This window comes from Hydrogenophaga sp. (assembly GCF_965657535.1).
Taxonomy (GTDB): domain Bacteria; phylum Pseudomonadota; class Gammaproteobacteria; order Burkholderiales; family Burkholderiaceae_C; genus Hydrogenophaga.
In genome coordinates, this window is the sequence record NZ_CBFHOP010000004.1 from 367,282 (window position 1) to 394,098 (window position 26,817).

Here is a 26,817-nt window from a genome sequence, read left to right on the forward strand (position 1 = left end):
ACGGGAGCGGTTAGAGAATCAACATGCGCAGGGGGGTAAGCAGCACTTCAATGGCGCTGTTGGTGAGCGCCATGAGCGGGCGCAGCCAGAGGTTGCCCACCACGCCGGATATGACGAGCGCCATGACGATGAAAAACCCCCAGGGCTCAATGCGCGAAACCAGGGCGGCCTGCTTCCAGGGCAACAGGCCAACCAGAATACGGCCTCCGTCGAGCGGTGGCAGCGGAAACAGGTTGAAGGTAAACATGACCAGGTTGACCAGGATGCCTGCCCGGCACATTTGCAAGAAGAAGCGCTCTTCGACGCCGCTTGCGACGAGCACATAGAGCAGCACAGTCCAGAGAATGGCCTGGACGAGGTTGGCGCCTGGCCCGGCCAATGCAACCCAGACCATGTCCTTCTTGGGGTTGCGCAGGCGGTTGAAGTTGACCGGCACCGGTTTCGCATAGCCAAACAGGAAGGCCCCCGAGGTGGCGAAGTACAGCAGCAGCGGCATCGCGATGGTGCCCACCGGGTCAATGTGCTTGATCGGGTTCAGGGTGATGCGCCCCAGCATGTAGGCGGTGTTGTCGCCATAGTGCCGCGCCGCGTAGCCATGCGCCGCCTCGTGCACCGTGATGGCGAACAGCACGGGAATGGCGTAGATGGCAATGGTTTGAACGATCTGGGCGAAATCCATGGCGGAAATGTCGGGCAAACCGCTATTGTCCCAGATGACGCATTGCGGTGCTCAGGGTGGTCTATGGCCTTGGTCGTTACACCTGGGCTTGCTCAGACGTTCCGTCCGCAGCATTTACATGCCGAGCGGTGCCAGCGCGCCTTGTCCCTGGCGGATCAATTCGGGTTCCCCGCCGGTGCCCATGGGGGTGAGGTCGACCACGGTGGTGGGTTCCAGGGCGCAAGCGCCCGCGTCGATCACGCCGGCCAGGTCGTGCTGAAAGCGTTCACGGATCTCTTGTGCGTCGTTCAAGGGGTCGGTTTCCCCCGGCGGAATCAGTGTGGTGGCCAGCAGCGGTGCGTTGTGCAGTGCAAGCAGTGCCAGCAAAGCGTTGTGGCTGGGGACACGCAGGCCAATGGTTTTTCGCGATGGGTGGCTCAAGCGCCGGGGCACTTCTTTGCTGGCTTCGAGGATGAAGGTGTAAGGCCCCGGTGTGGCCTGCTTCAGCAGGCGGTACTGTCGGTTGTCCACCCGGGCGTAGCTGGCGAGTTCGCTCAGGTCGCGGCACAGGAGCGTCAGGTGGTGCTTGTCGTCCACCTGGCGAATGCGGCGCAGCCGGTCGGCTGCGGCTTTGTCGTCGAGGTGGCAGACCAGCGCGTAGCTGGAGTCGGTGGGTACCGCCAGCACGCCGCCGCGCTCCAGCAGTTGCACCGCTTGCTTGAGCAGCCGGGGTTGCGGGTTGTCGGGGTGAACTTCAAATAACTGGGACATAGGCTTATTGTGCGACGGACTGAGCCAGAGGGCACATCACGCCACCCCTGCGCCGTGCCTCACCCACTGGTATGGGGCATCGTCGATGAGCCGTGCGGCCGCTCACTGGATTCGGGACTGCAGCAGCTCCCATACCGGCGTGACGCTGCCTGGCAGGTCGGGCAGTTTGCCCAGGTCGGTGTGGCTTTCTTCGGGGCTGTGAAAGTCGCTGCCGCGCGAGGCGGCGAGGCCAAATTCCTTGCAGTATTCGGCGTATTTCACGTAATCGGCGGCGCCGTGGGCGCCGGTCACCACCTCAACCCCTTGCCCGCCGTGAGCCTTGAACTCGGTGAACAAAGCATATTCTTCATTGGCCGATAGTTTGTAACGGCCGGGGTGCGCAATCACCGCCATGCCGCCTGACTGGGTGATCCAGCCCACCGCGTCGCCCAGCGTGGCCCAGCGGTGCGGCACGAAGCCGGGTTTGCCGTCGTTGATGTACTTGCGGAACACCTCGTTGGTGTCGCGGCAAATGCCGGCCTCCACCAGGTACCGCGCAAAGTGGGTGCGCGAAATAAGCTCGGGGTTGTCCACGTATTTCAGGGCGCCTTCGTACACGCCGGGAATGCCTACGCGCGCCAGGTCGTCGCTCATGGCGCGGGCGCGCTGTTCGCGTCCGCCGCGGGTGGCGTGCAGGCCCTGCACCAGGGCCGGGTGGGTGGTGTCCATACCCAGGCCCACGATGTGCACCGTGATGCCGGCAAACGTGACAGAGATTTCGGTGCCGGTGATGTAGCGCAGGCCCACCGCGCGGGCGGCTTGCAGAGCGCGGGCTTGGCCGCCAATCTCATCGTGGTCGGTCAGAGCCCACAATTCCACGCCGTTGGCTTTGGCGCGTTGCGCCAGCGCCTCGGGCGTGAGCGTGCCGTCAGACACGATGGAATGGCAGTGGAGGTCGGCGTTGAGTATGTGGGTCACCACCGCATTCTAGTTTTTGCCGATTGACCGCGCTGGCGCGAGGCAAAGATACGCGACGAGAGGGGCAGCGTCAGCCGAGAGCCCCGCCGGTGGTGCGGTGGGCTATCCGGTATTGCGCAGCCCGGCTGCAATGCCGTTGATGGAGATATGAATGCCTCGGCGAACTTTTTCGTCCCGGTCGGCCTGGTTTTCTCCGGCGCGGTAGCGGCGCACCAGCTCTACTTGCAAGTGATGCAGCGGGTCAATGTAGGGGAAGCGGTGGCGAATGGAGCGCTGCAGCGCCGCGTTGTTCACTAGGCGCTGCTCTTCACCGGTGATCAGCGCCAGCGCCTCGGTGGTGCGGTGCCACTCGGCTTCAATGGCGCTGAATACCTTGGTGCGCAGGCGCTTGTCTTCCACCAGCTCGGCGTAGCGGGTGGCCAATGCCAGGTCGCTCTTGGCCAGAACCATGTCCATGTTGGACAGCAGCGTGCTGAAGAACGGCCACTGTTTCACCATTTTTTGCAGCAGGGCGGTCTGTTTGGCCACTCCGGCTTCGCCCTCCTGGTTCAAAAAGGCTTGCACCGCTGAGCCAAAACCGTACCAGCCCGGCAGGGTAAGGCGGCACTGGCCCCAGCTGAAGCCCCAGGGGATGGCGCGAAGGTCTTCGATTTTTTGAGTGGCTTTGCGGGAGGCCGGTCGCGAGCCGATGTTGAGTTCGGCAATTTCACGGATGGGCGTGGCCGCAAAAAAGTACTCGGCAAAGCGAGGGGTGTCGTACACCAGCGCCCGGTACGAGGCCATGCTGTGCGCAGACAGCGCATCGGCCGCAGCCAGAAACGCTGCTGGTGCGTTGCGTGTGGGTTGCAGCAGCGTGGCTTCGAGCGTGGCGGCCACCAGGGTTTCCAGGTTGCGCCGGCCAATCTCGGGGTTGGCGTATTTGGAGCCGATCACCTCGCCCTGTTCGGTCAGGCGGATCTGGCCGCGCACGGTGCCAGGCGGCTGCGCCAGGATGGCCTGGTAGCTGGGGCCACCGCCTCGCCCCACGGTACCGCCACGGCCGTGAAACATTCGAAGCTGGATCTGGCCCCCACGCTCCCCCGCTTCGCGAGGTCCGCTGCCCCCCGAGGGGGCTGCTTCGCCTTGGGGCTGCCCGGCGGCGAAGCTGTGGCCCCCACGCTCCCCCGCTGCGCGAGGTCCGCTGCCCCCCGAGGGGGCTGCTTCGCCTTGGGGCTGCCCGGCGGCGAAGCTGTGGCCTTCACTGTTCTCACCTTCTGCGTTCATCGCGTCAAACAGGTCCACCAACGCAATTTCAGCACGGTAGAGTTCCCAGTTGCTGGTGAAAATGCCACCGTCTTTGTTGCTGTCGGAGTAGCCGAGCATGATGTCTTGCTCGCTGTAACCCGTGGCGTGCCCGCGTTGCACCATGGCGCGCACGCCCGGCAGGGCGTAGTAGTCGCGCATGATGGGCGCGGCGTTGCGCAGGTCTTCAATGGTCTCAAACAACGGCACCACGATCAGGTCGCAGCGGGCGTCTTCTTGCAGCAAGCCATGCATCAGGCCCGTTTCTTTTTGCAGCAGCAGCACCTCCAGCAGATCGCTCACCGTTTCGGTGTGGCTGATGATGGCGTGGCGGATGGCATGGGCGCCAAAGCGTTCGCGCCCGCTGCGGGCATTGTCAAAGATGGCCAGCTCGTCTTGCGTGTGCGCCGAATAGGCCGCGCCGGGCACCCGCAGGGGCCGGGTGTCGTTGAGCTGGCGCAGCAGCACGGCGCGCTTGCCCATTTCATCTAGCGTGCTGTAGTGCGCCTCAATGCGGGCAGTGGCCAGCAACTCGGCCACCACCTCTTCGTGTTTGTCCGAGCTCTGGCGCAGGTCGATGGTGGCCAAGTGAAAGCCAAACACCTCGACCGCACGGATCAGCGGATGCAACCGTGCGCGCGCCATGGCCGCGCCGTGGTGCGCCACCAGCGAGGCTTCGATGGTGCGCAGATCGGCCAGCAGCTCGACAGCGTGAGCGTAGGGGTCTTGCGGTGCCACGGCGTGGCGGGCCGCTTCGCCGCCGGTGAGCTGGTGCAGGGTGGCCGCCAGGCGGGCGTACATGCCGGTGAGCGCGCGGCGGTAGGGCTCGTCCTGGCGGTGAGCGTTGGTGTCGGGCGAGCGCTCGGCCAGGGCCTGCATGGCCGGGCTCACGCTCGCCAACATGGCCGACACCGACAGCTCGGCACCCAGCAGGTGCAGCTGGCGCAGGTGGTGGCGCAGCACCATGTCGGCCTGGCTTTGCAGCGCCAGTTCCAGGGTTTGTGCGGTCACGTTGGGGTTACCGTCGCGGTCGCCGCCGATCCACTGGCCCATGCGCAAAAACGTGGCCACCGGCGCAGTGGCCGCGCCGGGCTCGCTCAGGCCTTCTTCCAGCTCGCGGTAGAGCTTGGGAATCTGCGCCAGGAAGGTGGCTTCGTAGTAGCTCAGCGCGTTTTCAATCTCGTCGGCCACGGTCAGCTTGGTGAAGCGCAGCAGGCGGGTTTGCCAGAGCTGCGTCACACGGGCGCGCAGCTGGGCTTCCAGCTCGGCCTGTTCGCGGGGCAAGGGTTGTTGTTGCGCGTCGCGTTCGGCCAGCAGGTGGGCAATGGCGCGCTCGGCGTCCAGAATACTTTTGCGCTGAACCTCGGTCGGGTGGGCCGTGAGCACCGGTGAAATATGGCTGTGCGCCAGCGTCTGCAACACTTTGCCCGGGGCCACGCCCGCCTTTTTCAGGCGCTGCAGCGTCATGGCCAGACTGCCTTCCTGCAGATCCCCCGCGCGTTCGTGCACCGCGCGGCGGCGAATGTGGTGGCGGTCTTCGGCCAGGTTGGCCAGGTGGCTGAAATAGGTGAAGGCGCGGATGACGCTGACCGTCTGGTCACCGCTGAGCCCTTTGAGCAACTTCTTCAGGGCCTTGTCGGCCGACTGGTCGGCGTGGCGGCGAAATGCCACCGAGAGCTGGCGAATCTGCTCAATCAGGTCAAAGGCTGCCTGGCCTTCCTGTTCTCGAATCACGTCACCCAAAATGCGACCGAGCAGGCGGATGTCGTCGATCAGCGGTTGCTCTTTGTCGGGGCGTTCGGCGGGTTTGGCGGTGCTGCTGCGCGCGCCGGTCCGTGACGGGTTGGTGGACGGGGTGGTGCGGGCAGACGGTCGGCTCATGGCGTGCTCGGGTGGTGCTGATTTTTCGGGCAAGGGGCATGCTAGCATTCAAAGTTGCTCTTTTTGTTACCAACCAGGTACGAAAACACCCCTTCGGCTTTGATCTTTTTTTGATCTTTCAACGTGTCACTTTCAAGCACCACCCCATCACTCTCCATCACCATCGCCACCCGCGAAAGCCGTTTGGCACTGTGGCAGGCCGAACACGTCAAGGCGCTGCTGGAGCGATTGGGTCACAGCGTTCGGCTGCTGGGCATGACGACCAAGGGGGACCAGATCCTGGACCGCAGCCTGTCCAAGGTGGGCGGGAAAGGCTTGTTTGTGAAAGAGCTGGAAGTGGCGCTGGAAGAGGGCCGGGCCGACATCGCGGTGCATTCGCTCAAAGATGTGCCGATGGACCTGCCGGAGGGATTTGCGCTGGCCTGCGTGATGGAGCGCGAAGACCCGCGCGACGCCTGGGTGTCGCCGGTGTGCGCCACGCTGTCCGAGTTGCCCACAGGTGCCGTGGTCGGCACTTCCAGCCTGCGCCGCTTGGTGCTGTTGCGCGAGGCGCTGGACGCGCTGGGCCGAACCGACGTGCGCATCGAGCCGCTGCGTGGCAACCTCGACACCCGGCTGCGCAAGCTGGACGAAGGGCAGTACCACGCCATCGTGCTGGCAGCAGCAGGGCTCAAGCGCTTGGGGCTGGCCGAGCGCATTCGCCATATTTTTGAGCCGGTTGAGTCGCTGCCGGCCGCAGGGCAGGGCGCGCTGGGCATCGAGGTGCGGTCTGACCGCGCCGACCTGGTGGCAGCCCTGGCACCGCTGGTGCACCTGCCCACCTGGCACCGCGTGGCGGCCGAGCGCACTGTGTCGCGCGCCATGGGCGGCAGTTGCTCCATGCCGCTGGCTGCTTACGCGCATTGGGACGCGGCCGATGCCAGTCGCCTGCAGCTCGACGCGGCCTGGGGCGACCCCGAAGGCCAGCAGCGCGTGGTGCGCGTGAGCCAGCAGGCGCTGGTGCAAGACCTGGCCCAAGCCGAAGCCCTGGGCCAGCGCGTGGCCGATGCGCTGCGTGCCGCTGGCGCCCAGCCGCCGGTGGCCACGGTTGAGAGCTGATCTTGACCGCCGACCCCGCGGTGCTGCCTGACCGACACCCGCTGGCGCCCCTGCAGTCCGTGATCGTGACGCGGCCCGAGCCAGAGGCCGGTAGCTGGGTGCGTGCGCTGCTGGCCGATGGCTGGCCGGCGCAAGCGCTGCCCCTGATCACCATTGCCGAGCCGGCCGACAAGGGGGTGCGCGAGCGGCTTGAGCAAGCCCGTGCGCACTGGCTGGACGCGGACGCCATCATGTTTGTCAGCGCCGCAGCGGTGCAGCACTTTTTTTCAGATGCGGTGCAAGCCCCGCCCGGGGCCAGCGTTCGCCCTCGCTTCTGGGCGCCAGGTCCGGGCACGGCGCGTGCGCTGGCGCTGGCCTTGGCTGCGCGCGGTCTGGGTCCCGAACACATTGATGCACCCGCAGCCGATGCGGTTCAATTCGATTCTGAAACCTTGTGGCCGGTGGTCGCGCCCCAGTTGCGACCGGGTCAGCGCATCCTGATCGTGCGCGGTGCTTCTGAAGTTTCCGCAAGCGAGCCAGCCGGACAGGCGCTGGCAGGAAATGGGCGCGACTGGCTGATCCGGCAATGCCAAGCCGCAGGCGCTCTGGTCGATGCCTGTGTGGCCTACGAGCGCCGCGCCCCAGCTGCCACGCCGGCTGTGCAAGCTGGGTTGAACGCTGCATCGGCGCCGGGCAGCGTGTGGTTGTTCAGCAGTTCGGAGGCTCTGGCGCACCTGCGCCGCATGGCACCCCAATGCCATTGGGTTCAGGCCACTGCGCTGGCTACGCACCCCCGCATTGCGGCCACGGCCCGTGCCGCCGGTTTTGGGTCGGTGGTGGAAACACGGCCAGCGTTGCCCGACGTGCTGCGCGCTCTAGAATCGAACTGGAGCCGTCCATGAGTCAAACCACACCCGCTACCCCCATCACCGCCCCGCCAGTGGCCAGTGCAACCGGCGCTGCGCCGTCTGCTGCGGGGCCACGTTCGGGCATCTGGCTGGTCCTGCTGGGTCTTGTGGTGGCGATTTTGGCCCTCGTCATGAGCGGCCTGCTGTGGCAAAAGCTCAGTTTGACGCAGCAAGAGTTGGCCCGCCGCAGCCAGGACAGCGCCACCCAGGCCCTGGAAGCACGCACCCTCGCCGGGCAGGCCGACGCTTTGTCGCAAGAGCTGCAGGCACGCCTGACGGTGGCCGAGGTGCGGCTCTCCGAAGTGAGTCTGCAGCGCAGCCAACTGGAAGAGTTGATGCTCACCATGTCCCGCTCGCGGGACGACAATCTGGTTCAAGATCTGGAGTCCGCCCTGCGCCTGGCCCTGCAGCAGGCGCAGCTGACCGGCAGTGCCCAGCCCCTGGTGTCGGCCCTGCAGGCGGCCGACCAACGCATTGCCCGCGCGGCACAACCTCGGCTCAATCCTGTTCAACGTGCCATTGCACGCGACATTGATCGAATCCAGGCGGCCGCATTGGCCGACATACCGGCGCTGGCTTTGCGGCTGGATGAGCTGGCCCGCCAGGTGGACGGTTGGCCCGTTCTCAATGCGGTGGGGCCAGCCGCTGGCCCGGTGGCAGCCGCTGCGAAAACACAAGCCGTTCAGGAACCTTCCGCCAATGCAGCGGCCGAGGCGGGCGCTGCGCCGGGTGCGGCCCGAGCTCCCAACAGCTTGCCAGAGGGCGCGACCGGCGCCCAGGCGGTGGTAACTGCCTCAGCCGACAGTGGTTTAAGCCAGGGCTGGAGCCGCGTTGCCGCCGGGTGGCAGGGGTTGTGGGGCCGCATCTGGACCGACGTGACGCGCAGCGGGCGTGAATTGGTTCGGGTGAGCCGTATTGATCGTCCCGAGGCGGCCCTGTTGGCGCCCGAGCAGGCGTTTTTCCTGCGGGAAAACCTCAAGCTCAAGTTGCTCAATGCCCGGCTGGGCTTGCTGGCGCGCCACATGGTCTCCAGCCAGTCCGATGTGGCGGCGGTTGAAATGGCGCTGGATCGCTACTTTGACACCACCTCGCCCACGGTGAGCAGTGCGCAGGTCGTGCTGGCGGGCTTGCGCAAAGACTTGGTAGACAACAACTTGCCTCGGCCAGATGAAACTTTGGCTGCGCTGGCGGCTGCGGCGGGAGGTCGCTGATGCGCAGCCTGCAGCGCGGTGCCATGCGCAGCGTGTTCTGGTTGCTGGGCCTGGCGGCGCTGGCCGTTGCTTTGGCCCTGTTGGTGGGGCGCAACCCGGCCACGCTGACCCTGTTCTGGCCACCGTACCGATTCGACGTTTCATTCAACTTTGTCGTGTTTGCGCTGATGGCTGCCTTTGTGCTGCTGCACTTGGCGCTGCGTGCCATTGCCGTGCTGCGCGAGCTGCCGGCGCAGGCTCAGCGCTGGCGGGGTCAGCAGGTCGAGCGCGCGGTCGTCGGTGCCGTCATGGATGCGTTGTCGCACCAGCTATCAGGGCGCTTCGTGCGAGCCCAGTCAGCGGCCCAGCATGCGCTGGACCAGCTGAAGTCCTCAGCGGTGACGCAATGGCCGCGCCGCGATCAGCTTCAGCTGCTGGCGCACCTGCTGCTGGCTGAGAGTGCCCAGTCGCTGCAAAACCGGGAACGCCGTGATCAGCACCTGCAGGCGGCCTTGTCGCCTCAGCTGAAGAAAAGTGCACCCGAAGCTTACGAGGGCGCTTTGTTGCGCGCGGTGCGCTGGGCGGTTGAAGATCGCGACGTTGACGCAGCGCGCAACCGGCTGGCCGAATTGCCACAGGGTGCCGCCCGCCGCATCCAGTCCCTGCGTTTGAAACTTCGCATCGCCCGGTTGGGCGGTGCCACGGCCGAGGCATTGGAGACTGCCCGCGTGCTGGCCAAGCACCGCGCGTTCACACCCTCGGTGGCCCGCAGTGTCGTGCGTGGTCTGGCGCTGGACGCGCTGGGCCAGGCGCACGATCTGCAGCAGCTGCAGGCGGTTTGGCACAAGCTCGACGGCACCGAGCGCACCATGCCCGAGCTGGCCCTGGCGGCCGCACAGCGCGCCAACCAACTGGCTCCAGCGGGTGGTATCGCCGCCGACTCGAACGACGCCGATCGCGTAGCCGCCGCAGCGCTGGTTCGGGTTTGGCTGGAGCCCCTGTGGCAGGGCTTCGCTTCGTTGGACCCTGTGCAGCAGAGCCAATGTGTGCAGGCGCTTGAGCCCTGCTTGCCGCAGCTGGATGCGGCCTGGCTGGCCCGGGTGGAACAGGCCCAGCGCCAGCTGCCCAACAATTCGTTTTTGCAATACCTGTCTGGCCAGGCGTGCATGCAGCGCCAGCTCTGGGGCAAGGCTGCCCAGTTGCTGGGTCAAGCCAGCCACAGCCTGCAAGAGCCCACTTTGCTGCGCCGCACCTGGTGCGCGCTCGCCGAACTGGCGCTGGAGCGCGGTGACGAAGCCGCTGCCCAAACCGCTTGGAAAAAAGCGGCCCGGATCGAATGAGGCTGTGGCCCGGTCTCCGCCAGCCTGCACCGCCCTGGGGCGACCTTGGCTGCAGAGCTTGCACGGGCCTCATCGGTCTTGACCTCCAGGGCGTTCTAAAAGGGTAGCACTGTGCGTGGCAAGCCAAGACACTTGGTGCGTGCGTGCCAACGCGTGGTGCTGCGCCGTGCCTGCTGAGCTGCAGCGCACAACGCCTGCAGGGCCAGACTCCATCCATTTTTTGCGCGAAACGCGGGCAAGTAGCTGACGATGCGCACGCAAGACCCCGCCGGCATCGCGTGCGTGCCGTGCGCCCTGGGCCTGGGACGGCGCGCATGTGGGCGTTCTTTGGCTGCCTGAAATGCAAAACGCCGGTCGATTCCGGCCGGCGTTTTCTGGTGAGTCGGCACACGCCCGAGGGCTTGTGCTCTGAGCCGCTTACTGGGCCTCGAAGGGCAGGGGCATGTTGCGCAGGTCTTTGCGGGTTTCCACCAGTACCAGCGGGCCGTCGTCAGGCAGCACCATGGTTTTGGGTTCGCGGGGCACATGAATGGGCTTGGGTTCCGCTGCAATGGCGGCTTGCACCTGGGCCACTTTGTCCGCGTTGGAGTTCACCCATTCCAGACCGCTGCCTTGTGCGACTTGGTTGAGGGCTTCGAGCGAGAGCTCGAAGGCCTGTACCTTGGGCAAGCCGCTGGCGGCGGGCGCTGCAGCGGGTGCCAGCGAAGCGCGCTCGGCCACCGGTGCGGGCATCGCTGCGCGGGGTGCAGGCACGACCACGGCCACGGGTTCCACGACGGCAGCGTGCACAGCAATCGGCGCCTCTGCAGCGGGAGCCGATTCGGGGGGGTGCGCGGGTGCGTTTTCCACTGGCAGGCTGAAGTAGCTGCTGCGCACCGGCGCCTCGTTGGCTGCTTCGCCACCGGGCTGCTCGGCAGGCATGGCTTCGACCGCCGCGCCTTCGTCGGCTGGCGCTGCAGACGCGTCACGCGGTGCGCGTTCGCGGCGGTCACGGCCATAGCGGTCGCGGCTGCGGCGTTCGCGCGGCGCGCGTGGTGCGCTGTTGTCGGCTTCGCCTTCGCGGGGGGCTTCTGCGCCTGCTTCAGTCGGCGCGTTCAACGCTGCTTCGGCGTCAGCGCTTTGAACCTGTGTGCCTGCTTCGGCGGCTTCTGCACCCGGCTGGCGACGGCGGTTGTCGTTGCGTGGACGGCGTTCGCGGCGCTGGGCTTCTGCGGCCTCTGGCGTGTCCACTGCTGCCTCGGGTGCGGCGTTCGCCAGCAGGGCGTTGACAGCTGCGTTGGCATCGGCGGGCGCGGCATCGCGGCGGTTGTCGCGACGGCCACCGTTGCGGCCATCGGCGCGGGGTTCACGCGGCTCGCGGGCTTCGCGGCCCTCACGACCTTCGCGGTTTTCGCTGCGGCCATCCACGCGCGCAGGCTGGCCTTCGTTGCGGCGTTCCCCACGGCCTTCGGGCCGGCCTTCCACGCTGCGGCCTTCGCCACGCGGGTTGCGACCACCTTCGCGGCCCTCACGGCCTTCGCGTGGTGCGCGGCCTTCAGTGCCATTGCGGCCACCACGGCTGCGGCCGTCACGGCGTGCATCGGGGCGATCTTCGCGGGCGCCGGTCTTGGCGGCGGGTGCGGTCGGTGCGGGCGCTGCCACCTCGGGAGCGGGTTCAGCGCCGCCAAACAGGCTCTTGAGCCATCCAAAGAAGCCTTTTTCAGCCGGTACGGGTGCTTTGGCTGCCGGTACAGCGGTCACAGGCTGCGCCACAGCGGCGGGCGCGGCAACAGGCGCAAGGGTTTCGGAGCGCGGAGCCGCCACCGGCGCTGGACCATCGGGCAGTACACCCTTGATCAGGGGTTCTTGCTTGTTGGTGCGTTCCTGGCTGCGGCGGGTGAAACCCGTGGCGTCATCGGCTTCGTCGGCCAGTTTGTAGCTGGCGTCCAGGTTGTCCAGGCGAGGGTCGTCGTGCTTCAGGCGTTCGAGCTTGTAGTTCGGCGTGTCCAGCGACTTGTTGGGCACCAGCAGCACGTTGATGCGCTGCTTGAGTTCGATCTTGGTGATCTCGGTGCGCTTTTCGTTCAGCAGGAAGCTGGCCACTTCGACCGGCACCTGCACCAGCACGGCGGCCGTGCTGTCTTTGAGCGACTCTTCCTGAATGATGCGCAGAATCTGCAGTGCCGAGCTTTCCGTGTCGCGGATGTGGCCGGAACCCCCGCAGCGCGGGCAGGGGATGGACGAGCCTTCGCTCAGCATGGGTTTCAGGCGCTGACGGCTCATTTCCAGCAGGCCGAACTTGCTGATGGCGCCGAACTGCACGCGGGCGCGGTCTTGGCGCAGCGCGTCACGCAGGCGGTTTTCCACTTCGCGGCGGTTCTTTGACTCATCCATGTCGATGAAGTCGATCACGATCAGGCCGCCCAGGTCGCGCAGACGGGCCTGGCGGGCCACTTCGTCGGCAGCTTCCAGGTTGGTGCGGGTGGCGGTTTCTTCAATGTCGCCGCCCTTAATGGCACGCGCCGAGTTCACGTCCACGGCCACCAGTGCTTCGGTCTGGTCGATCACGATGGCGCCGCCTGAAGGCAGGTTCACCGTACGGCTGTAGGCGGTTTCAATCTGGTGTTCGATCTGGAAACGGCTGAACAGCGGTGCGTCGTCGCGGTAGCGTTTCACGCGGTGGCCGTGCTCGGGCATCACATGGCTCATGAACTGGTGAGCTTGTTCAAAGATGTCGTCGGTGTCGATCAGGATCTCGCCGATGTCGCCGTTGAAGTAGTCACGGATCGCGCGTATCACCAGGCTTGATTCCTGGTAAATAAGGTAGGCACCCTTGCCACCCTGCGCAGCGCCGTCAATGGCGTTCCACAGTTTGAGCAGGTAATTCAAGTCCCATTGCAGCTCAGGGGCATCGCGACCAATGCCGGCGGTACGGGCAATGATGCTCATGCCGTTGGGGTATTCCAGCTGGTCCAGGGCCGCTTTGAGGTCTTGCCGGTCTTCGCCCTCAATGCGACGGCTCACACCGCCGCCGCGTGGGTTGTTGGGCATCAACACCACGTAGCGGCCTGCCAGGCTCACAAAGGTGGTCAGAGCCGCGCCCTTGTTGCCGCGCTCTTCTTTTTCGACCTGAACCAGCAGTTCCTGGCCTTCGCGGATCACGTCGTTGATGCGTGCTTGGTTGACCGGTACGCCAGCAGCGAAATACTGGCGCGAGATTTCTTTGAACGGCAAAAAGCCGTGGCGTTCTTCGCCATAGTCCACAAAACAGGCTTCCAGCGAAGGCTCGACGCGGGTGACCACGGCCTTGTAGATGTTGCCCTTGCGCTGTTCGCGCCCTTCGATTTCGATTTCGTAGTCGAGCAGTTTTTGCCCGTCCACAATGGCCAATCGGCGTTCTTCAGCCTGCGTGGCATTGATCAGCATGCGTTTCATGATGCGTTTTCCTTCGTTCAAACACACAAGGACGCTGCGGGCCAGGCCCGTAGCGCCAACCTGCCGTGAACACGCGGGAAAAGCGAACGAGGGGAGGAATTGCCGGAGAGCCGATGACCCGCGATTCGGGTAGGGCGTTCAACGCAAGCGGGCACCAGTAGGTGCCACGTCGAACCGCCGGGTCAAGGCGTAGGCGCGTGGAGGTGGGTGAACAGGGATGGCCAGGTGGCTGTCAATGACATGGGTCTGGCGGTTGTCTCTCTGACTTCACTTCGTCCTCAACCAGCCTTTTTTGCAGGCTGGCTGATTGGGGTATTCCGTATTCGGGTTCGCAGTTTCTGTAGCGTGTTCTCCCACAGCTTCAACCTGACCGGTCCTGTGCCTGGATTCGCTTGGGAATACATCAGGCATCAGGCGCCGGACCCGGGTGCTGCGGGTGGCAACTTATACCCATCGGGCTCCAGGCGCTGGGCGCTGGGGCGACTGCTTGCCATGACTGCCCTAAAATCAAGGGAAATCAATCACTTACAGCACGCGACGGGTGCGTGACATTATAGTCAGCTCCCGCCGCCGTGGTGGCCTTATTCCATTGCCCATGCCAAGTGCCTTGCCCCCGGCGGCAGTCCGTCACATCACGGTCGATGAAGAGTCGGCCGGCCAGCGGCTCGACAATTTTCTGATTCGCGAGCTCAAAGGTGTCCCCAAAACCCACATTTACCGAATTATTCGATCGGGTGAGGTGCGCCGAAACAAAGGCCGCGTCGGGGCTGATGACCGTGTTGCCTCGGGTGATGTGCTGCGTATTCCGCCCATTCGCCTGTCTGAGCGCGCCGAAGAAAAGGCCGCCAACCCGGCGCCACCGCGCGAATTTCCGGTGGTGTTTGAAGACGATGCTTTCATGGCCATCGACAAACCCGCAGGTGTGGCCGTGCACGGTGGCAGTGGCGTGAGTTTTGGGGTGATCGAGCAAATGCGGCAAGCGCGGCCACAGGCCCGGCTGCTCGAATTGGTGCACCGACTTGACCGTGAAACCAGTGGGTTGCTGCTGATTGCCAAAAAGAAGAGTGCCCTCAAGGCGCTACAAGACCAATTTCGCGAGCGCGAAACCGGTAAAACCTATTTGACGCTGGTCAAAGGCACTTGGCCCGCCAAGCTCAAGGTGCTGGACCAGCCGCTTCATAAATACCTGCTACCGGATGGAGAGCGGCGTGTGCGTGTGACCAGCAAAGACGATCCGGATGGCATGCATTCGGTGACCCTGGTGCGTGTGGTAGGGAGGGTTGCGGCCCCGGCGGGCTTGGCCGCGGGACTGGCTGATAGTTTTAGTTTACTGGAAGTGACCATCAAGACTGGGCGAACCCATCAAATTCGTGTCCATCTTTCCAGCGCTGGCTATCCGATCGCGGGGGATGATAAATATGGAGATTTTGAACTCAACCGCCAATTGTCCCGGCTGGGTTTGAGGCGGATGTTCCTGCACGCCTGGCGATTGCGATTGGCACACCCCATCACAGGTAATGCAATAGAATTACATGCGGAATTGCCGGAGGAACTTCAGTCTTGGTCACGGATCTGTGTATAGGTATTAGAATATTGGCTACATCGTTGGGATGTACGCAATATAGATACCAATCCGACCAAAAAAGGACACGCAATGGCAACTTACTCCGAACTCATGGCGCAAGCGCAATCGCTGATGGCGCAAGCTGAACAGGCACGCAAAGACGAGCTTTCCGCCGTGATTGCCGATATCAAAGGAAAAATGAAGCAATTTGGCATCACGGTTGCCGATCTCGGCGGCGCAGGTGCCAGCGGCAAAAAAGCTGCCAAATCCAAGTCGAGCGCGCCGGCCAAATACCGGGGCCCCGCTGGTGAGCTCTGGGCTGGTGGTCCAGGCCGCAAGCCTGAGTGGGTGCGTGCGGTCCTGGCTTCGGGCAAAAGCATCGAAGAATTCCTGATCTGAGCGCACTGCGGTGGTGTCATCCCTTCGGCTGGCACTTCGGTAAACGACAAAGCCCGCCTCTGGCGGGCTTTGTCGTTGGCGCCTTTGATGCGAGCCTGGCATGGGGTCACAGGGTTTCTGCTCTGGGCTCGTTTGCTATCCTTAAAAGCATGTTTCGAATTCTTGTGGTTTGCATGGGCAACATTTGCCGCTCGCCGTTGGCCTCCAGCGCGTTGCAGGCGCTGTTGGCGCAGCGGCGCTTGGAGCACGCCTTTGCGGTGGATTCCGCAGGCACCTACGCTGGGCATCAAGGCGAAAAGCCCGACCGCCGCGCCATCGCGGTGGCCACAGCCCGGGGGTATTCGCACATTGCGCGCGAGCGGGCACGGGGTGTCGTGCCAAAGGACTTTGAGCGGTTCGACCTGATTTTGGCCATGGACCGCAGCAATCTGGTCAATCTGCAGCGACTTTGCCCGGCTGATCATCAACACAAATTGCATCTTTTCCTGGAATTCGCTGCCATTGCAGAGGCGGGCGAAGTGCCCGACCCGTATTACGGGAACGACGAGGGCTTCGAGCGTGTCATGCAGTTGTGTGAACAGGGCGCCAGCGGCGTGCTGGACCGCTTGACATCAGCGCCAGCCGAACGCTGACAGCTGCCGGGCTGCCGGTCAGGCGCTGTAATAGCTTTGGTACCAGCGCACAAAGCGCTCAATGCCGGTCGCCAAGGGCGTGGAGGGCGCAAAGCCCACCCATTCCCGCAGGGCGTTGGTGTCGGCGTATGTGGCCGGTACGTCGCCGTCCTGCATGGGCAAAAATTCCTTTGTCGCCGTTCGTCCCAGGGCCTGCTCAATGCAGCCAATGAAGTCGAGCAGGGGCACGGGGCCGCTGTTGCCGATATTGAAAATTCGGTAAGGCGCAACGCCCGGCGTTTCGGGCGAGGCGGGCTTGTCCAGCACACGCAGCACGCCCTCGACGATGTCGTCGATGTAGGTGAAATCACGCTTCATCTGGCCGTGGTTGAACACCTGGATGGGCTGCCCCGCGAGCACGGCGCGTGTGAAAGAAAAATAGGCCATGTCCGGCCGTCCCCAAGGGCCGTAAACGGTGAAAAACCGCAAGCCGGTGGTGGGCACGCGGTACAGGTGGCTGTAGGTGTGCGCCATCAGCTCGTTGGCCTTTTTCGTGGCGGCGTACAGGCTCACTGGATGGTCCACCGGGTCGGTTTCGGCGAATGGCATTTTGGTGTTACCGCCGTACACACTGGAGCTTGAAGCGTAGACCAGGTGTTGCACTTGTTGCGCTCGGCAGCCTTCGAGCACATGACCAAAGCCGGTCAGGTTGCTGTCCAGATACGCCATGGGATGGCTGATGGAGTAGCGCACGCCCGCCTGGGCGGCGAGGTGCACCACGCCGTCAAAGCGCTGACTGTTGAAGAGTTGCGCCATGGCGGCGCGGTCACCCACATCGATTTGCACGAACTGAAAGCCTGGCTGGGGCTGCAAGGTGGCCAGGCGGGCCTGTTTGAGCGCGACGTCGTAGTAGTCGTTGAGGTTGTCAATACCTACTACGGTGTCGCCGCGTGCGAGCAGGCGTTGGGCGGTGTGCATGCCGATGAAGCCGGCAGCACCAGTGAGAAGTATGTGCATGCCGCTAATGGTAGGGCAAGGTAGGGCAAGGCCAGATGCGTTCGCGCTTCCCTGCGTTGCTGGCTCTCCGGGTCAGCCGTTTTGCCAGATCACCTGCTTGCCGGCGGCTTCCCAGTTTTCGTAGTTTTTGGCGTACAGGTCTTCAATGCGGTTGCGCTTGACCTTGAAGGTTGGGGTGATCACGTCGTTGTCTACCGTCCAGGCGGTGGTGACCACGACCAGGCATTGCAGCCGTTCGTGCGGGTCGAGCGTGGCGTTGATCTGTTGCAGGTGGCTCGCCAGCGAGCTTTCCAGTTCGCTGCGACCTGCCGGTTCGCTCGCGCGGACCACAAATTCCGCGTTGAGCATCACGATGCCCAGGGGCTGGCCCAGGTTGGCGCCCGACACCACGCAGGCTTCCACCGCTTCGTGCATCACGAGCTTGTCTTCAATGGGCGCGGGCGCCACATATTTGCCCTTGCCGGTCTTGAACAGGTCTTTCACCCGGCCGGTGATGTGCAGGTTGCCCTGCGCGTCGATGTGGCCCTTGTCACCGGTTTTGAGCCAGCCGTCTTCGGTGAAAGTTTCCCGGGTTTTTTCGGGTTCCTTGTAGTAGCCCTGCATCAGTGCCTCACTGTGCATTTGCACCTCGCCGGTTGCGGGATCGATGCGGTGCTGCACGCCGTCGTACACCGGGCCCACCGAGCCTTGCTGGTTTTTGTCAGGTTCGGTGATGTGCGACAGCGCGAGGTTTTCGGTCATGCCGTAGCCCTCGTTGATGTGCAAACCCAGTTTGCTGTACCACTGCAGCAGCGCCAGCGGCATGGGTGCGGCGCCGCCGGCTGCAAACTTGCACTGATCGAGGCCCAGTGCCTTCATGACCTTCTTGCGAACGATGCCGCCCAGAATGGGGATGCCCAACAGGCGGTTGAGCTTGGCGGGCGGCATTTTGTGGTGGATACCCTGCTGGAATTTGACCCACAGACGTGGCACCGAGAAGAAGATGGTGGGGCGCGCACGCTGCAGGTCGGCGGTGAACGTGTCCAGGGATTCGGCGAAATACACATGCATGCCGGTGCGCAGCCAGCCGTGTTCGACCAGCATGCGTTCCACCACATGCGCCAGCGGCAAATAGGACAGCATGCGGTCTTCACCGGTCATGGGAATGCGCTTCAGGCCGGAGTCGAGTGCCCAGGCAAAGTTGCCAAATGAATGCATCACGCCTTTGGGCATGCCGGTGGTGCCCGAGGTGTAGATGAGGGTGGCCAGGTCGTCGGCAGCGCGTACCGGGTCGCCACGCAAAGGCTGGCAACGGGCACATATGGCGTCCCAGCTTTCGTAAGACTTCAGGGCATCTGGCGGTGACAGCGGGTAACTGATGCAAGGCAGGCCAGCCGGCACGCCGGGTTTCATGCCTTCCCAGCCGTCAAGCTTGCCCACGAAGCAGGCTTTAGACCCGCTGTGCTCCAGAATCTGGCGCACCGTGTCGGGCGCCAGCGTCGGATACAGCGGAACAGACACGTAACCCGCCATCCAGATGGCGAGGTCGCTCATCATCCACCAGGCGCAGTTTTTGGACAGGATCGCCACCTTGGAGCCGGGCTCCCAGCCTTGGGATTGCAAGTAAGTGGCCATGCGGCGCACCTGGTCGCCAATCTGCGCCCAGGTGAAGTCTTGCACCGCGCCATCGCCCATGGGCTGGGTGAGAGCCACTTTGTTGGGTGCTGCTTTTTCCCAGTGGTAGAGGCGCTGAAGGGCCAGGAGGTCGTTGGGCACGGTGGGCATGGATGTGTCTCGATCGGTGGTGATATGGCGCGAATCTAACAACATCGCGGCCGTTGGGGCAGAGGGTTTTTCCTGCCGTGGGTTAGAGAGCCCAGCCCAGCCGTGGGGTCCGTTGATGGGAGTCAATACAGGCGGCGTGCAGCAGGGGCGCAATGCAGAGGTGCCCGCCGCAGTTTGTGCCGGTGCAAGCCGGTTGCCGCTATGCTGCCAGCCATGAATACCCAAACCCTCGACATCATGGAACTTGTCGCCGGTGGCGACCCCACCGCCCAGCCCGTGGCCAGCATCGTGGTGTTGCACGGGCTGGGGGCCGACGGCAGCGACTTTGTGCCCATTGCCCAGGAGCTCGACCTGAGCGCCGTGGGCCCGGTGCGCTTTGTTTTTCCGAGCGCACCGGTGCGCCCGGTCACCATCAACGGCGGCTATGACATGCGCGCCTGGTACGACATCCACCCGCCCAGCGCCAACCCGGCCGTGGCGCGGCGCGAAGACGGTGCCGGTTTGCGTGCTTCGCAGGGCATCGTGCAGCAGCTGCTGGACCGCGAGGCCGCACGCGGTGTGCCGTCCGAGCGCACGGTACTGATGGGCTTTTCACAGGGCTGCGCCATGACCTTGCTCAGCGGTTTGCGGGCGCCGCAGCGGCTGGCGGGCCTGGTGGCGCTGTCGGGCTATTTGCCGCTGGCCGAGCAGACCGCTGCCGAGCGTAGCCCGGCCAACCAGAACACCCCCATTTTCCTGGCCCACGGTCAGCACGACCCGGTGGTCGCTATGGAGCGCGGAGTGGCCGCCCGGGACACCCTGCAAGCCCTGGGCTACCACGTAGAGTGGTTCAGTTACAGCATGGAGCACGCGGTGTGCCCCCAGGAAATAGCGGACTTGAACGGCTGGCTGCTGAAAGTGCTGGCGGTACGCTGACTGGCCCCCAGGCTTGCCCACGCGCTGCACCCTGGTATGGCTTGTGGGGCAACATCTCCCCATGTCATTCGTCTCGCCCACCACCCACGCCCTGGTCCCGGACCACGCGCCGTTGCGCGTGTATTTCGACGGCAGTTGCCCGCTGTGCCGCAGAGAAATTGCCTATTACCAGCAGCGCCCCGGTGGCGACCGGCTGAGCTGGGTGGACGTGAGCGCGCCCGCCGACCTGGGGCCTGGCCTGTCTTGCACCGCGGCCATGGCGCGGTTTCATGTGCGCGACGCTGCAGGGCAGTTGTTTGAAGGTGGCGCGGCATTTGCCCGCTTGTGGCGCGAGCTGCAGGGTTGGCGCTGGCTCGGGCAGCTGTTTGGACGGCCGCCCATGCGCTGGGCGCTTGACTTGGCTTACCGGGCCTTTTTGCCGCTGCGGCCCCGGCTGCAGCGCTGGGTGAGCCGCCGGTTGGGTGGTGTTTGAAACGCCCAACTTGCGCTCGCCAGACGCGGCTATACCCAGCCTTGGCGCCACAGCGTGGTGTCGCGCAAGGTCTTCCACGCGATGCGCGTGACCGTGCCCGAATACACCGCTTCGAGTTCCACCCATTCGGTTGCTGTGGCGGGTGGGTCGGGTTCAATCACCTTCACCACCAAGAAATGCTTGTTGCGTGCCACGGGCTGCACAGCGGTCCATTTGGTGCGCAGCAGTTTCTTGGGGTGCAAAGCGTTCATGGCTTTGAGGTTGCCACAAAGGTGGTGGCGGCGTGCGGCCGCTGGGGTGCTCAGTGCCCACCTGTGGGGCTTTGGCGCGGCGAGCCCACGGGCGCGCAGCCGTTGCGCTAATTTACCGCCCCATGGGTCGTATCAACCGCCTTTTGATGGCCGCGCGTGCCATGCACCAGCCCTTGCCCGCCGAGCCGCCATGTCCTTTGTGCGGCCGTGCCATACCCGCTTCGCAGCGCGACGCACACCACCTGGTACCGAAGTCCAAGGGCGGGCGCGAGACCTTGTTTTTGCACCGCATCTGCCACCGGCAGGTGCATGCTTTGCTCAGCGAAACAGAGCTGGCCCGAACCTACAACACCGCCGAAGCACTGCTGGCACACCCCGAGGTGGCGCGTTTCGTGGCCTGGGTCAAGACAAAACCCAACGACTTCATGGAACGCACCCGAAAACACAACAACCGGCGGTGAAGCCGTGAACCTGATCAGCAGAATCGATGTCCCGCCCCATGCCCCAACCGTTCATTCCCCCCAGCACCGACAGGACCCGTGGCGACCCGCTTGTCCACCGCATCTGGCAAGAACTGGCCCGCGCCACACAAGACCGGCACCACGCCTGGCGCACCCCCGTGCTGGCCACCTTGGGCCTGGACCAGCACCCCAACGCGCGCACGGTGGTGCTGCGGCAGGCCCGCCAGCCAACGGACGAGTTGGTGTTTTTCACCGATGGGCGCAGCCCCAAGGTGGCTGAGCTGCAGGCCCAGCCGCAAGCCACGCTGGTGTTCTGGAGCCCCCAGCTGCGTTGGCAGTTGCGGGTGTCGGCGCGCCTGCAGGTGCTGACCAGCGGGCCGGAAGTGGACGCTGCCTGGGCGCGGGTGGGGCAGTCTGCGTCGGCGGGAGATTATTTGACCAACCAAGCGCCGGGGCGCTCACTGGTTGGCGGTGGTGCACCACCCGATTTGCCGGGTGACCGGCCGGCGCACCACCTGGCGGTGGTGGTGGCCCGCGTGGAGACCATGGACTGGTTGGCGTTGGGCTTGGACGGTCAGCACCAGCGCGCCCGTATTCAGGGCCAGGTGGTGGAGCCGCTGACGCCATGATGGCGCTTTGAGTCAGGCGCTGCGCGCCCCTTCGGCCAGTTGCACCGCCAGCAGGTTGTGGCGCTCCACCAGCGGGCCCAGGCCCTGGGTGGTGAGCTGCCCTTCACGCACCACCACCCGGCCGTTGACCACGGTGAAAGCGGCTTGCGGGCTGGCGCACAGCAGCAGGCTGGCCACCGGATCGTGCACCGCGCCGCCGGCAAAGCCCAGCGTGCGCAGGTCGAACAGCGCCAGGTCGGCGCACATGCCCACGGCCAGATGGCCGATGTCCTTTCGCCCCAGCACCTGCGCGCCGCCGCGTGTGGCGATGTGCAGCGCATCGCGCGCGGTCATCTCGGCCGGGCCGAGGTCGCAGCCGAAGAAAGTTTTTCCATGGCGCGTTTCGGGCGGCATCAGCGCGCGGCCCACTCGGGCCAGCAGCATCGCCTGTCGCGCTTCGTTCACCAAGTGCGCGGCGTCGTTGCTGGCGCTGCCGTCCACCCCCAGGCCCACCGGCACACCGGCGCTGAGCATGCGGCGGATAGGAGCGATGCCGGAGGCCAGGCGCATGTTGCTGCAGGGGCAGTGCGCCACGCCGGTGCGGCTGGCGGCAAAGAGCGAAATGCCCTCGTCGTCCAGCTTTACGCAGTGTGCATGCCACACGTCCTCGCCCAGCCAGCCCAGCTCCTGGGCGTACTGCGCCGGGGTCATGTTGAACTTTTCGCGGCTGTAGGCGATGTCGTGGTCGTTTTCGGCCAGGTGGGTGTGCAGGCGCACGCCTTGCCCCTTGAAGCTGCGCGCCAGCTCGGCGCTCTGTTTCATGAGCGCAGGGCTCACCGAAAACGGCGAGCAAGGCGCCAGCGCCACCTGCACCATGGCGCCGTGCGCCGCGCTGTGCCAGGTCTCGATCAGGCGCTGGCTGTCTTTCAGGATCGCGTCTTCGCGCTCCACCACGCTGTCGGGCGGCAGGCCACCCTGCGACTGCCCCACGCTCATGCTGCCCCGCGTGGCCACAAAGCGCATGCCGATTTGCTGCGCCGCTTCGATGCTGTCCTCCAGCTGCACGCCGTTGGGGTAGATGTAGAGGTGATCGCTGCTGGTGGTGCAGCCGCTCAGCAGCAGCTCGGCCATGGCCACCTGGGTCGAGACCTGCACCATTTCGGGTGTGAGGCCGGCCCAGATCGGGTACAGCCCTTGCAGCCATGAGAACAGCTCGGCGTCCTGCACGCCAGGTATCGCCCGCGTGAGCGACTGGTACATATGGTGGTGCGTGTTCACCAAGCCCGGCGTGACCAGATGGCCGCGCGCATCGATGGTCTCGCCGGCCGATTCGAGCAGCGCACGCGGCAGCTCGGCGGTGGGGCCGATCCACTCGATCACGTTGTCGCGCACGAATAGCGAGGCGTCCTTTAGTTCGCGGCCAAGCAAAGGGTCGGTGTGGTCGAAGGTGGCGATGCAGGTGGCGTTGTGGATCAGCAGGGAGTTCATGTCATTTCAACCAATAGTTGGGCTTGGAATAGACCTTTTTCAGATGCTCAATGAAAAACCGCACCTTGGCCGGCAGGTGCCTTTGCTGCGGGTACACGGCCAATATGTCGTAGGCGGGCAGGGCGTATTCATCCAGCACGGTCACCAGTTCGCCGCGTTGCAGCTGCGCCTGTATTTCCCAGGTGCTGCGCCAGCCCAGGCCCAGCCCATCGCTCACCCAGCGGTGCAGCAACTCGCCGTCGTTGCAGTCCAGGTTGCCTTCCACACGCACCGTCACCGTCTTGCCACCGTCCTGAAAGTACCAGCCGCGCTGCTGCCCGCCTTGCAAGTTGAAGGCCAGGCAGTTATGGGTTTTCAGATCTTCCAGCGACTGCGGCTTGCCGTGTTTGCGGAAGTAGGCCGGTGTGCCGCAAACCACCCGCTGGTTCACCGCCAGCTTGATCGCCACGAAGTTCGGGTCGATCACGCCACCGATGCGCAGGCCCATGTCGTAGCCCTCACGAACCAAGTCGACCACGCGGTCGGTCAGGTTGAACGACAGCTTGACCTCCGGGTTGGCCTTGAGGAAGCCCGCTGCGTGTGGCGCCACGTGCAGCCGACCAAAGGCGGCGGGTGCCGACACGATCAGGTGCCCGCTGGCGCTGTGTTTCTGCGCCGACACACTGGCCTCGGCCTGTGCCCATTGCGCCAGCAGCGCGCGGCACTCGTCCAGAAAACTGGCGCCCTGTTCGGTCAGCACCAGCCTTCGCGTGGAGCGGTGAATCAGCCGCGTGCCCAGGCGTTTTTCCAGCGCGTCCATGCGCCTTCCCATCATCACCGGGGTAATGCCTGCGTGCAGTGCCGCAGCAGCCAGGCTGCCGTGTTCCATCACTTGCACAAAGGCTTCTATTTCCTTGAAGCGGTCCATGAGCGCATGTTAAGCCATGCCGGTGGATTCCATATCCAAAGTATCGAATCAACGTACGCGGGGTGCCATTCTCAAACCGGCGGGGGTTCCCTAGCATCCGTACCCAGTGACATCAAACCGTGACTGCAACCCACCAAGGAACCCCCCATGCCCAAGATGAAAGCCGCGATGGCCGCCGTGCTCGTGATGGAAAAAGAAGGCATCACGCAAGCCTTCGGCGTGCCCGGCGCCGCCATCAACCCGCTGTATGCCCAGCTGCGTGAACGCCAGACGATTGCGCATGTGCTGGCCCGGCATGTGGAAGGTGCTTCGCACATGGCCGAGGGCTACACCCGGGCGCGCGCCGGCAACATCGGGGTGTGCATCGGCACCAGCGGCCCGGCCGGTACCGACATGATCACTGGCCTGTATTCGGCCAGCGCCGATTCGATACCGATTCTCTGCATCACCGGCCAGGCGCCGCGTGCCCGGCTGTACAAGGAAGACTTCCAGGCGGTGGACATTGAGGCCATCAGCAAGCCGGTGACCAAATGGAGCGTGACGGTGCGCGAACCCGCGCTGGTGCCCCGTGTGTTCCAGCAGGCCTTTCACCTCATGCGCTCGGGCCGCCCCGGCCCGGTGCTGATCGACCTGCCGATTGACGTGCAGATGGCCGAAATCGAGTTCGATATCGATACCTACGAACCACTGCCGGTCTACAAGCCAGCCGCCACGCGCAAGCAGATTGAAAAGGCGCTGGACCTGCTCACCGCCTCGGAAAAGCCGCTGATCGTGGCCGGTGGCGGAATCATCAACGCCGACGCGTCCGACCTGCTGGTCGAGCTGGCCGAGCTCACCGGCGTGCCGGTGATCCCCACGCTCATGGCCTGGGGCGCGATCCCCGACGACCACCCCCTCATGGCCGGCATGTGTGGCTTGCAGACCAGCCACCGCTACGGCAACGCCACCATGCTGGCGAGCGACTTCGTGCTCGGCATCGGCAACCGCTGGGCGAACCGCCACACCGGCTCGGTGGAGGTGTACACGCAGGGCCGCACCTTTGTGCATGTGGACATTGAGCCCACGCAGATTGGCCGCGTGTTCAACCCCGAGCTTGGCATCGTCTCGGACGCGAAGATCGCGCTGGAGCTGTTTGTGCAGGTGGCGCGCGAGCGCAAGGCCGCTGGTGCCCTGAAGGACTACAGCACCTGGGCCGAGCGCTGCGCCGAGCGCAAGAAGCTCATGCAGCGCAAGACGCATTACGACAACGTCCCGATCAAGCCGCAGCGTGTTTACGAAGAGATGAACACCGCCTTTGGGCGCGACACCGTCTACGTGTCCACCATCGGCCTGTCCCAGATCGCCGGCGCTCAGTTCCTGCACGTATACGGCCCGCGTCAGTGGATCAACTGCGGCCAGGCCGGCCCGCTGGGCTGGACCATTCCCGCCGCGCTCGGTGTGGCTGCGGCAGACCCGACCAAGACCGTGGTCGGGCTCTCGGGTGACTACGATTTCCAGTTCCTGGTGGAGGAGCTGGCGGTGGGCGCGCAGTTCCGCATTCCTTATGTGCAGGTGCTGGTGAACAACAGCTACCTCGGCCTGATCCGGCAGAGCCAGCGCGGTTTTGAAATGGACTATTGCGTGCAGCTCGCGTTCGAAAACCAGAACGTGGACGACCCCACACTCAAGGGCTACGGCGTGGACCACCAGGCGGTGGTTGAAGGCCTGGGCTGCAAGGCGCTGCGGGTGACCGATCCGGCCAAGATCCAGGCCGCGCTGCGCGAGGCGCAGGCCATGGCGCGCAAGTACAGTGTGCCGGTGGTGGTCGAGGTGATTTTGGAGAAAGTGACCAACATCGCCATGGGTATCGAAATCAACGCCATCAACGAATTTGAAGACATTGAATGCCTGCACCCGGAAGGCCGTGAAGGCCTGATCGCTGCCGGGTTGCTGGAATGACACCCCCGCCGCGCTCCGCGCGACCCCCTCAAGGGGGCGACACTGGCGGCCCGGTAAAGCCGGTTCCGCGGTGTCTCTGGGCCGGATCGCTTCACCCGCTGCTGACCACGCTCTGGTTTGACCGTTAACTGAAAGAAGACAACATGCCTCGCTTCGCCGCCAACCTCTCCATGCTCTGGAATGAGCTGTCTTTCCTTGACCGTTTTGAAGCCGCTGCCAAGGCTGGTTTCAAAGCTGTGGAATTCCTGTTCCCTTACGACTTCCCGGCCGATCAGATCGCGTTGCTGCTGAAGCAGCACCGGCTGGAACTGGTGCTGCACAACCTGCCTCCTGGCGACTGGGCAGCGGGCGAGCGGGGTATCGCCTGCATCCCCGGCCGTGAAGACGAGTTCCGGGCCGGTGTGGCGAAAGCCGCAGCTTACGCACCCGTGATCGGCGTGCAGCGCTGGCACTGCATGGCCGGGCTCATGCCGTTGGGCGTGAGCGAGGCGCAGGCCCGCGCCACCTGGGTGGCCAATGTGCGCTTTGCGGCGGCCGAGGCGAAGAAGCTGGGCCTGCCGCTGCTGATTGAGCCCATCAACACCTTCGACATGCCGGGCTATTTCGTCAACCGACCGCGTCAGGCCATCGCGTTGATGGACGAGGTCGGTGCCGACAACGTGTTTCTTCAGTACGACATCTACCACGCACAACGCATGGAAGGTGAGCTGTGCAACACCATCAAAGACCTGCTGCCGCGCATGGCACACATGCAGCTGGCCGACACACCCGGCCGACACGAGCCCGGCACCGGCGAGATTCACCACAAGAACCTGTTCGACCACATCGATGCGCTGGGCTACACCGGCTGGATCGGCTGCGAATACAAGCCGAAGGACAGCACGCCCGGCGGGACCGACAGAGGCCTGGCCTGGGTTGCCGCGCACGGCCAGACGCTTTGAACAA

General features: G+C 64.6%; 23 protein-coding genes. 13 read left to right on the forward strand and 10 right to left on the reverse strand.

The features are described 5' to 3' along the window. Nucleotides 1-10: 10 nt before the first annotated feature. The 4 genes from ACTG4K_RS09310 to ACTG4K_RS09325 all read right to left on the reverse strand — a co-directional run bounded on the left by ACTG4K_RS09310 (nt 11) and on the right by ACTG4K_RS09325 (nt 5,443). Entirely contained in the window at nt 11-679 is a 669-nt protein-coding gene (locus ACTG4K_RS09310; protein ID WP_439114034.1) for a site-2 protease family protein, read from the reverse strand. A gap of 114 nt (nt 680-793) precedes the next feature. Beyond that, a complete protein-coding gene (locus ACTG4K_RS09315; RefSeq protein ID WP_439113915.1) occupies nt 794-1,429 on the reverse strand; it encodes an L-threonylcarbamoyladenylate synthase in 636 nt (211 codons plus the stop codon). 102 nt (nt 1,430-1,531) lie between these two features. Next, nucleotides 1,532-2,386 carry a 3',5'-nucleoside bisphosphate phosphatase gene (locus tag ACTG4K_RS09320; protein ID WP_439113916.1) on the reverse strand — a complete coding sequence of 285 codons (855 nt, stop codon included), beginning with the start codon at nt 2,384-2,386 and terminating at the stop codon, nt 1,532-1,534. A 102-nt stretch (nt 2,387-2,488) separates the two neighbouring features. Further along, the gene (locus ACTG4K_RS09325) at nt 2,489-5,443 is read right to left on the reverse strand and encodes a phosphoenolpyruvate carboxylase (RefSeq protein ID WP_439114035.1); all 2,955 of its coding nucleotides are present in this window, start codon (nt 5,441-5,443) and stop codon (nt 2,489-2,491) included. Between the two features lie 228 nt (nt 5,444-5,671). Here ACTG4K_RS09325 and hemC point away from each other — a divergent pair, with 228 nt between their 5' ends. From hemC to ACTG4K_RS09345, 4 genes are read left to right on the forward strand one after another with little or no spacing between them, the layout of a single operon-like run. Beyond that, the gene (gene hemC / locus ACTG4K_RS09330; protein WP_439113917.1) at nt 5,672-6,646 is read left to right on the forward strand and encodes a hydroxymethylbilane synthase; all 975 of its coding nucleotides are present in this window, start codon (nt 5,672-5,674) and stop codon (nt 6,644-6,646) included. Nucleotides 6,647-6,648: 2 nt separating this feature from the next. Next, nucleotides 6,649-7,527, forward strand: a complete 879-nt coding sequence (locus ACTG4K_RS09335; RefSeq protein ID WP_439113918.1) for a uroporphyrinogen-III synthase — start codon at nt 6,649-6,651, stop codon at nt 7,525-7,527. Beyond that, the gene (locus ACTG4K_RS09340) at nt 7,524-8,744 is read left to right on the forward strand and encodes a uroporphyrinogen-III C-methyltransferase (protein WP_439113919.1); all 1,221 of its coding nucleotides are present in this window, start codon (nt 7,524-7,526) and stop codon (nt 8,742-8,744) included. Before ACTG4K_RS09335 ends, ACTG4K_RS09340 begins: the two co-directional genes overlap by 4 nt. Further along, a complete protein-coding gene (locus tag ACTG4K_RS09345; protein WP_439113920.1) occupies nt 8,744-10,063 on the forward strand; it encodes a heme biosynthesis HemY N-terminal domain-containing protein in 1,320 nt (439 codons plus the stop codon). Before ACTG4K_RS09340 ends, ACTG4K_RS09345 begins: the two co-directional genes overlap by 1 nt. Before the next feature lie 417 nt (nt 10,064-10,480). On the opposite strand, the gene ACTG4K_RS09350 is transcribed toward ACTG4K_RS09345, so the two are convergent. Then, entirely contained in the window at nt 10,481-13,477 is a 2,997-nt protein-coding gene (locus ACTG4K_RS09350; protein WP_439113921.1) for an Rne/Rng family ribonuclease, read from the reverse strand. A gap of 595 nt (nt 13,478-14,072) precedes the next feature. On the opposite strand from ACTG4K_RS09350, the gene ACTG4K_RS09355 reads away from it, so the two are divergent. The 3 genes from ACTG4K_RS09355 (at nt 14,073) to ACTG4K_RS09365 (ending at nt 16,072) form a co-directional block, all read left to right on the forward strand. Further along, nucleotides 14,073-15,059 (forward strand): RluA family pseudouridine synthase, encoded by a 987-nt coding sequence (locus ACTG4K_RS09355; RefSeq protein WP_439113922.1) that lies wholly within the window; start codon nt 14,073-14,075, stop codon nt 15,057-15,059. 72 nt (nt 15,060-15,131) lie between these two features. Beyond that, nucleotides 15,132-15,440: an H-NS histone family protein gene (locus ACTG4K_RS09360; RefSeq protein ID WP_439113923.1), complete on the forward strand. Its 309-nt coding sequence runs from the start codon at nt 15,132-15,134 to the stop codon at nt 15,438-15,440. Between the two features lie 149 nt (nt 15,441-15,589). After that, entirely contained in the window at nt 15,590-16,072 is a 483-nt protein-coding gene (locus tag ACTG4K_RS09365; protein WP_439113924.1) for a low molecular weight protein-tyrosine-phosphatase, read from the forward strand. Between the two features lie 18 nt (nt 16,073-16,090). Here ACTG4K_RS09365 and ACTG4K_RS09370 read toward each other — a convergent pair whose 3' ends face one another. Next, nucleotides 16,091-17,068: an NAD-dependent epimerase gene (locus ACTG4K_RS09370; RefSeq protein ID WP_439113925.1), complete on the reverse strand. Its 978-nt coding sequence runs from the start codon at nt 17,066-17,068 to the stop codon at nt 16,091-16,093. Between the two features lie 72 nt (nt 17,069-17,140). After that, nucleotides 17,141-18,832 carry an AMP-binding protein gene (locus ACTG4K_RS09375; protein ID WP_439113926.1) on the reverse strand — a complete coding sequence of 564 codons (1,692 nt, stop codon included), beginning with the start codon at nt 18,830-18,832 and terminating at the stop codon, nt 17,141-17,143. Between the two features lie 213 nt (nt 18,833-19,045). Between ACTG4K_RS09375 and ACTG4K_RS09380 the strand changes: the two genes are divergently transcribed. Then, on the forward strand, nt 19,046-19,747 hold the full coding sequence (locus ACTG4K_RS09380; protein ID WP_439113927.1) for an alpha/beta hydrolase: 702 nt from the start codon (nt 19,046-19,048) through the stop codon (nt 19,745-19,747). A gap of 61 nt (nt 19,748-19,808) precedes the next feature. Beyond that, a complete protein-coding gene (locus ACTG4K_RS09385) occupies nt 19,809-20,219 on the forward strand; it encodes a thiol-disulfide oxidoreductase DCC family protein (RefSeq protein WP_439113928.1) in 411 nt (136 codons plus the stop codon). A gap of 29 nt (nt 20,220-20,248) precedes the next feature. On the opposite strand, the gene ACTG4K_RS09390 is transcribed toward ACTG4K_RS09385, so the two are convergent. Continuing rightward, the gene (locus ACTG4K_RS09390; protein ID WP_439113929.1) at nt 20,249-20,470 is read right to left on the reverse strand and encodes a TIGR02450 family Trp-rich protein; all 222 of its coding nucleotides are present in this window, start codon (nt 20,468-20,470) and stop codon (nt 20,249-20,251) included. 122 nt (nt 20,471-20,592) lie between these two features. Between ACTG4K_RS09390 and ACTG4K_RS09395 the strand changes: the two genes are divergently transcribed. Continuing rightward, nucleotides 20,593-20,931 (forward strand): HNH endonuclease, encoded by a 339-nt coding sequence (locus ACTG4K_RS09395; RefSeq protein WP_439113930.1) that lies wholly within the window; start codon nt 20,593-20,595, stop codon nt 20,929-20,931. A 38-nt stretch (nt 20,932-20,969) separates the two neighbouring features. Next, the gene (locus tag ACTG4K_RS09400; RefSeq protein ID WP_439113931.1) at nt 20,970-21,560 is read left to right on the forward strand and encodes a pyridoxamine 5'-phosphate oxidase family protein; all 591 of its coding nucleotides are present in this window, start codon (nt 20,970-20,972) and stop codon (nt 21,558-21,560) included. A gap of 12 nt (nt 21,561-21,572) precedes the next feature. Here ACTG4K_RS09400 and ACTG4K_RS09405 read toward each other — a convergent pair whose 3' ends face one another. Both ACTG4K_RS09405 and ACTG4K_RS09410 read right to left on the reverse strand, forming a co-directional pair. Beyond that, nucleotides 21,573-23,027 (reverse strand): 8-oxoguanine deaminase, encoded by a 1,455-nt coding sequence (locus tag ACTG4K_RS09405; protein WP_439113932.1) that lies wholly within the window; start codon nt 23,025-23,027, stop codon nt 21,573-21,575. 1 nt (nt 23,028) lies between these two features. Further along, complete coding sequence (locus ACTG4K_RS09410; protein WP_439113933.1) at nt 23,029-23,934, reverse strand: LysR family transcriptional regulator; 906 nt, start codon at nt 23,932-23,934, stop codon at nt 23,029-23,031. 147 nt (nt 23,935-24,081) lie between these two features. Here ACTG4K_RS09410 and gcl point away from each other — a divergent pair, with 147 nt between their 5' ends. Together gcl and hyi are read left to right on the forward strand one after the other, a co-directional pair. Next, nucleotides 24,082-25,872, forward strand: a complete 1,791-nt coding sequence (gcl, locus tag ACTG4K_RS09415) for a glyoxylate carboligase (protein ID WP_439113934.1) — start codon at nt 24,082-24,084, stop codon at nt 25,870-25,872. A gap of 143 nt (nt 25,873-26,015) precedes the next feature. Then, nucleotides 26,016-26,813 (forward strand): hydroxypyruvate isomerase, encoded by a 798-nt coding sequence (gene hyi, locus ACTG4K_RS09420; protein ID WP_439113935.1) that lies wholly within the window; start codon nt 26,016-26,018, stop codon nt 26,811-26,813. Nucleotides 26,814-26,817 lie beyond the last annotated feature (4 nt).

Excerpts from the sequence above, each read along its gene's own strand:
- ACTG4K_RS09310 (WP_439114034.1), bottom strand. The coding sequence starts at position 679 with ATGGATTTCGCCCAGATCGTTCAAACCATTGCCATCTACGCCATTCCC.
- ACTG4K_RS09315 (WP_439113915.1), bottom strand. The coding sequence starts at position 1,429 with ATGTCCCAGTTATTTGAAGTTCACCCCGACAACCCGCAACCCCGGCTG.
- ACTG4K_RS09340 (WP_439113919.1), top strand. The coding sequence starts at position 7,524 with ATGAGTCAAACCACACCCGCTACCCCCATCACCGCCCCGCCAGTGGCC.
- ACTG4K_RS09345 (WP_439113920.1), top strand. The coding sequence starts at position 8,744 with ATGCGCAGCCTGCAGCGCGGTGCCATGCGCAGCGTGTTCTGGTTGCTG.
- ACTG4K_RS09350 (WP_439113921.1), bottom strand. The coding sequence starts at position 13,477 with ATGAAACGCATGCTGATCAATGCCACGCAGGCTGAAGAACGCCGATTG.
- ACTG4K_RS09355 (WP_439113922.1), top strand. The coding sequence starts at position 14,073 with ATGCCAAGTGCCTTGCCCCCGGCGGCAGTCCGTCACATCACGGTCGAT.
- ACTG4K_RS09360 (WP_439113923.1), top strand. The coding sequence starts at position 15,132 with ATGGCAACTTACTCCGAACTCATGGCGCAAGCGCAATCGCTGATGGCG.
- ACTG4K_RS09365 (WP_439113924.1), top strand. The coding sequence starts at position 15,590 with ATGTTTCGAATTCTTGTGGTTTGCATGGGCAACATTTGCCGCTCGCCG.
- ACTG4K_RS09370 (WP_439113925.1), bottom strand. The coding sequence starts at position 17,068 with ATGCACATACTTCTCACTGGTGCTGCCGGCTTCATCGGCATGCACACC.
- ACTG4K_RS09375 (WP_439113926.1), bottom strand. The coding sequence starts at position 18,832 with ATGCCCACCGTGCCCAACGACCTCCTGGCCCTTCAGCGCCTCTACCAC.
- ACTG4K_RS09380 (WP_439113927.1), top strand. The coding sequence starts at position 19,046 with ATGAATACCCAAACCCTCGACATCATGGAACTTGTCGCCGGTGGCGAC.
- ACTG4K_RS09385 (WP_439113928.1), top strand. The coding sequence starts at position 19,809 with ATGTCATTCGTCTCGCCCACCACCCACGCCCTGGTCCCGGACCACGCG.
- ACTG4K_RS09390 (WP_439113929.1), bottom strand. The coding sequence starts at position 20,470 with ATGAACGCTTTGCACCCCAAGAAACTGCTGCGCACCAAATGGACCGCT.
- ACTG4K_RS09395 (WP_439113930.1), top strand. The coding sequence starts at position 20,593 with ATGGGTCGTATCAACCGCCTTTTGATGGCCGCGCGTGCCATGCACCAG.
- ACTG4K_RS09400 (WP_439113931.1), top strand. The coding sequence starts at position 20,970 with ATGCCCCAACCGTTCATTCCCCCCAGCACCGACAGGACCCGTGGCGAC.
- ACTG4K_RS09405 (WP_439113932.1), bottom strand. The coding sequence starts at position 23,027 with ATGAACTCCCTGCTGATCCACAACGCCACCTGCATCGCCACCTTCGAC.
- ACTG4K_RS09410 (WP_439113933.1), bottom strand. The coding sequence starts at position 23,934 with ATGGACCGCTTCAAGGAAATAGAAGCCTTTGTGCAAGTGATGGAACAC.
- gcl (WP_439113934.1), top strand. The coding sequence starts at position 24,082 with ATGCCCAAGATGAAAGCCGCGATGGCCGCCGTGCTCGTGATGGAAAAA.
- hyi (WP_439113935.1), top strand. The coding sequence starts at position 26,016 with ATGCCTCGCTTCGCCGCCAACCTCTCCATGCTCTGGAATGAGCTGTCT.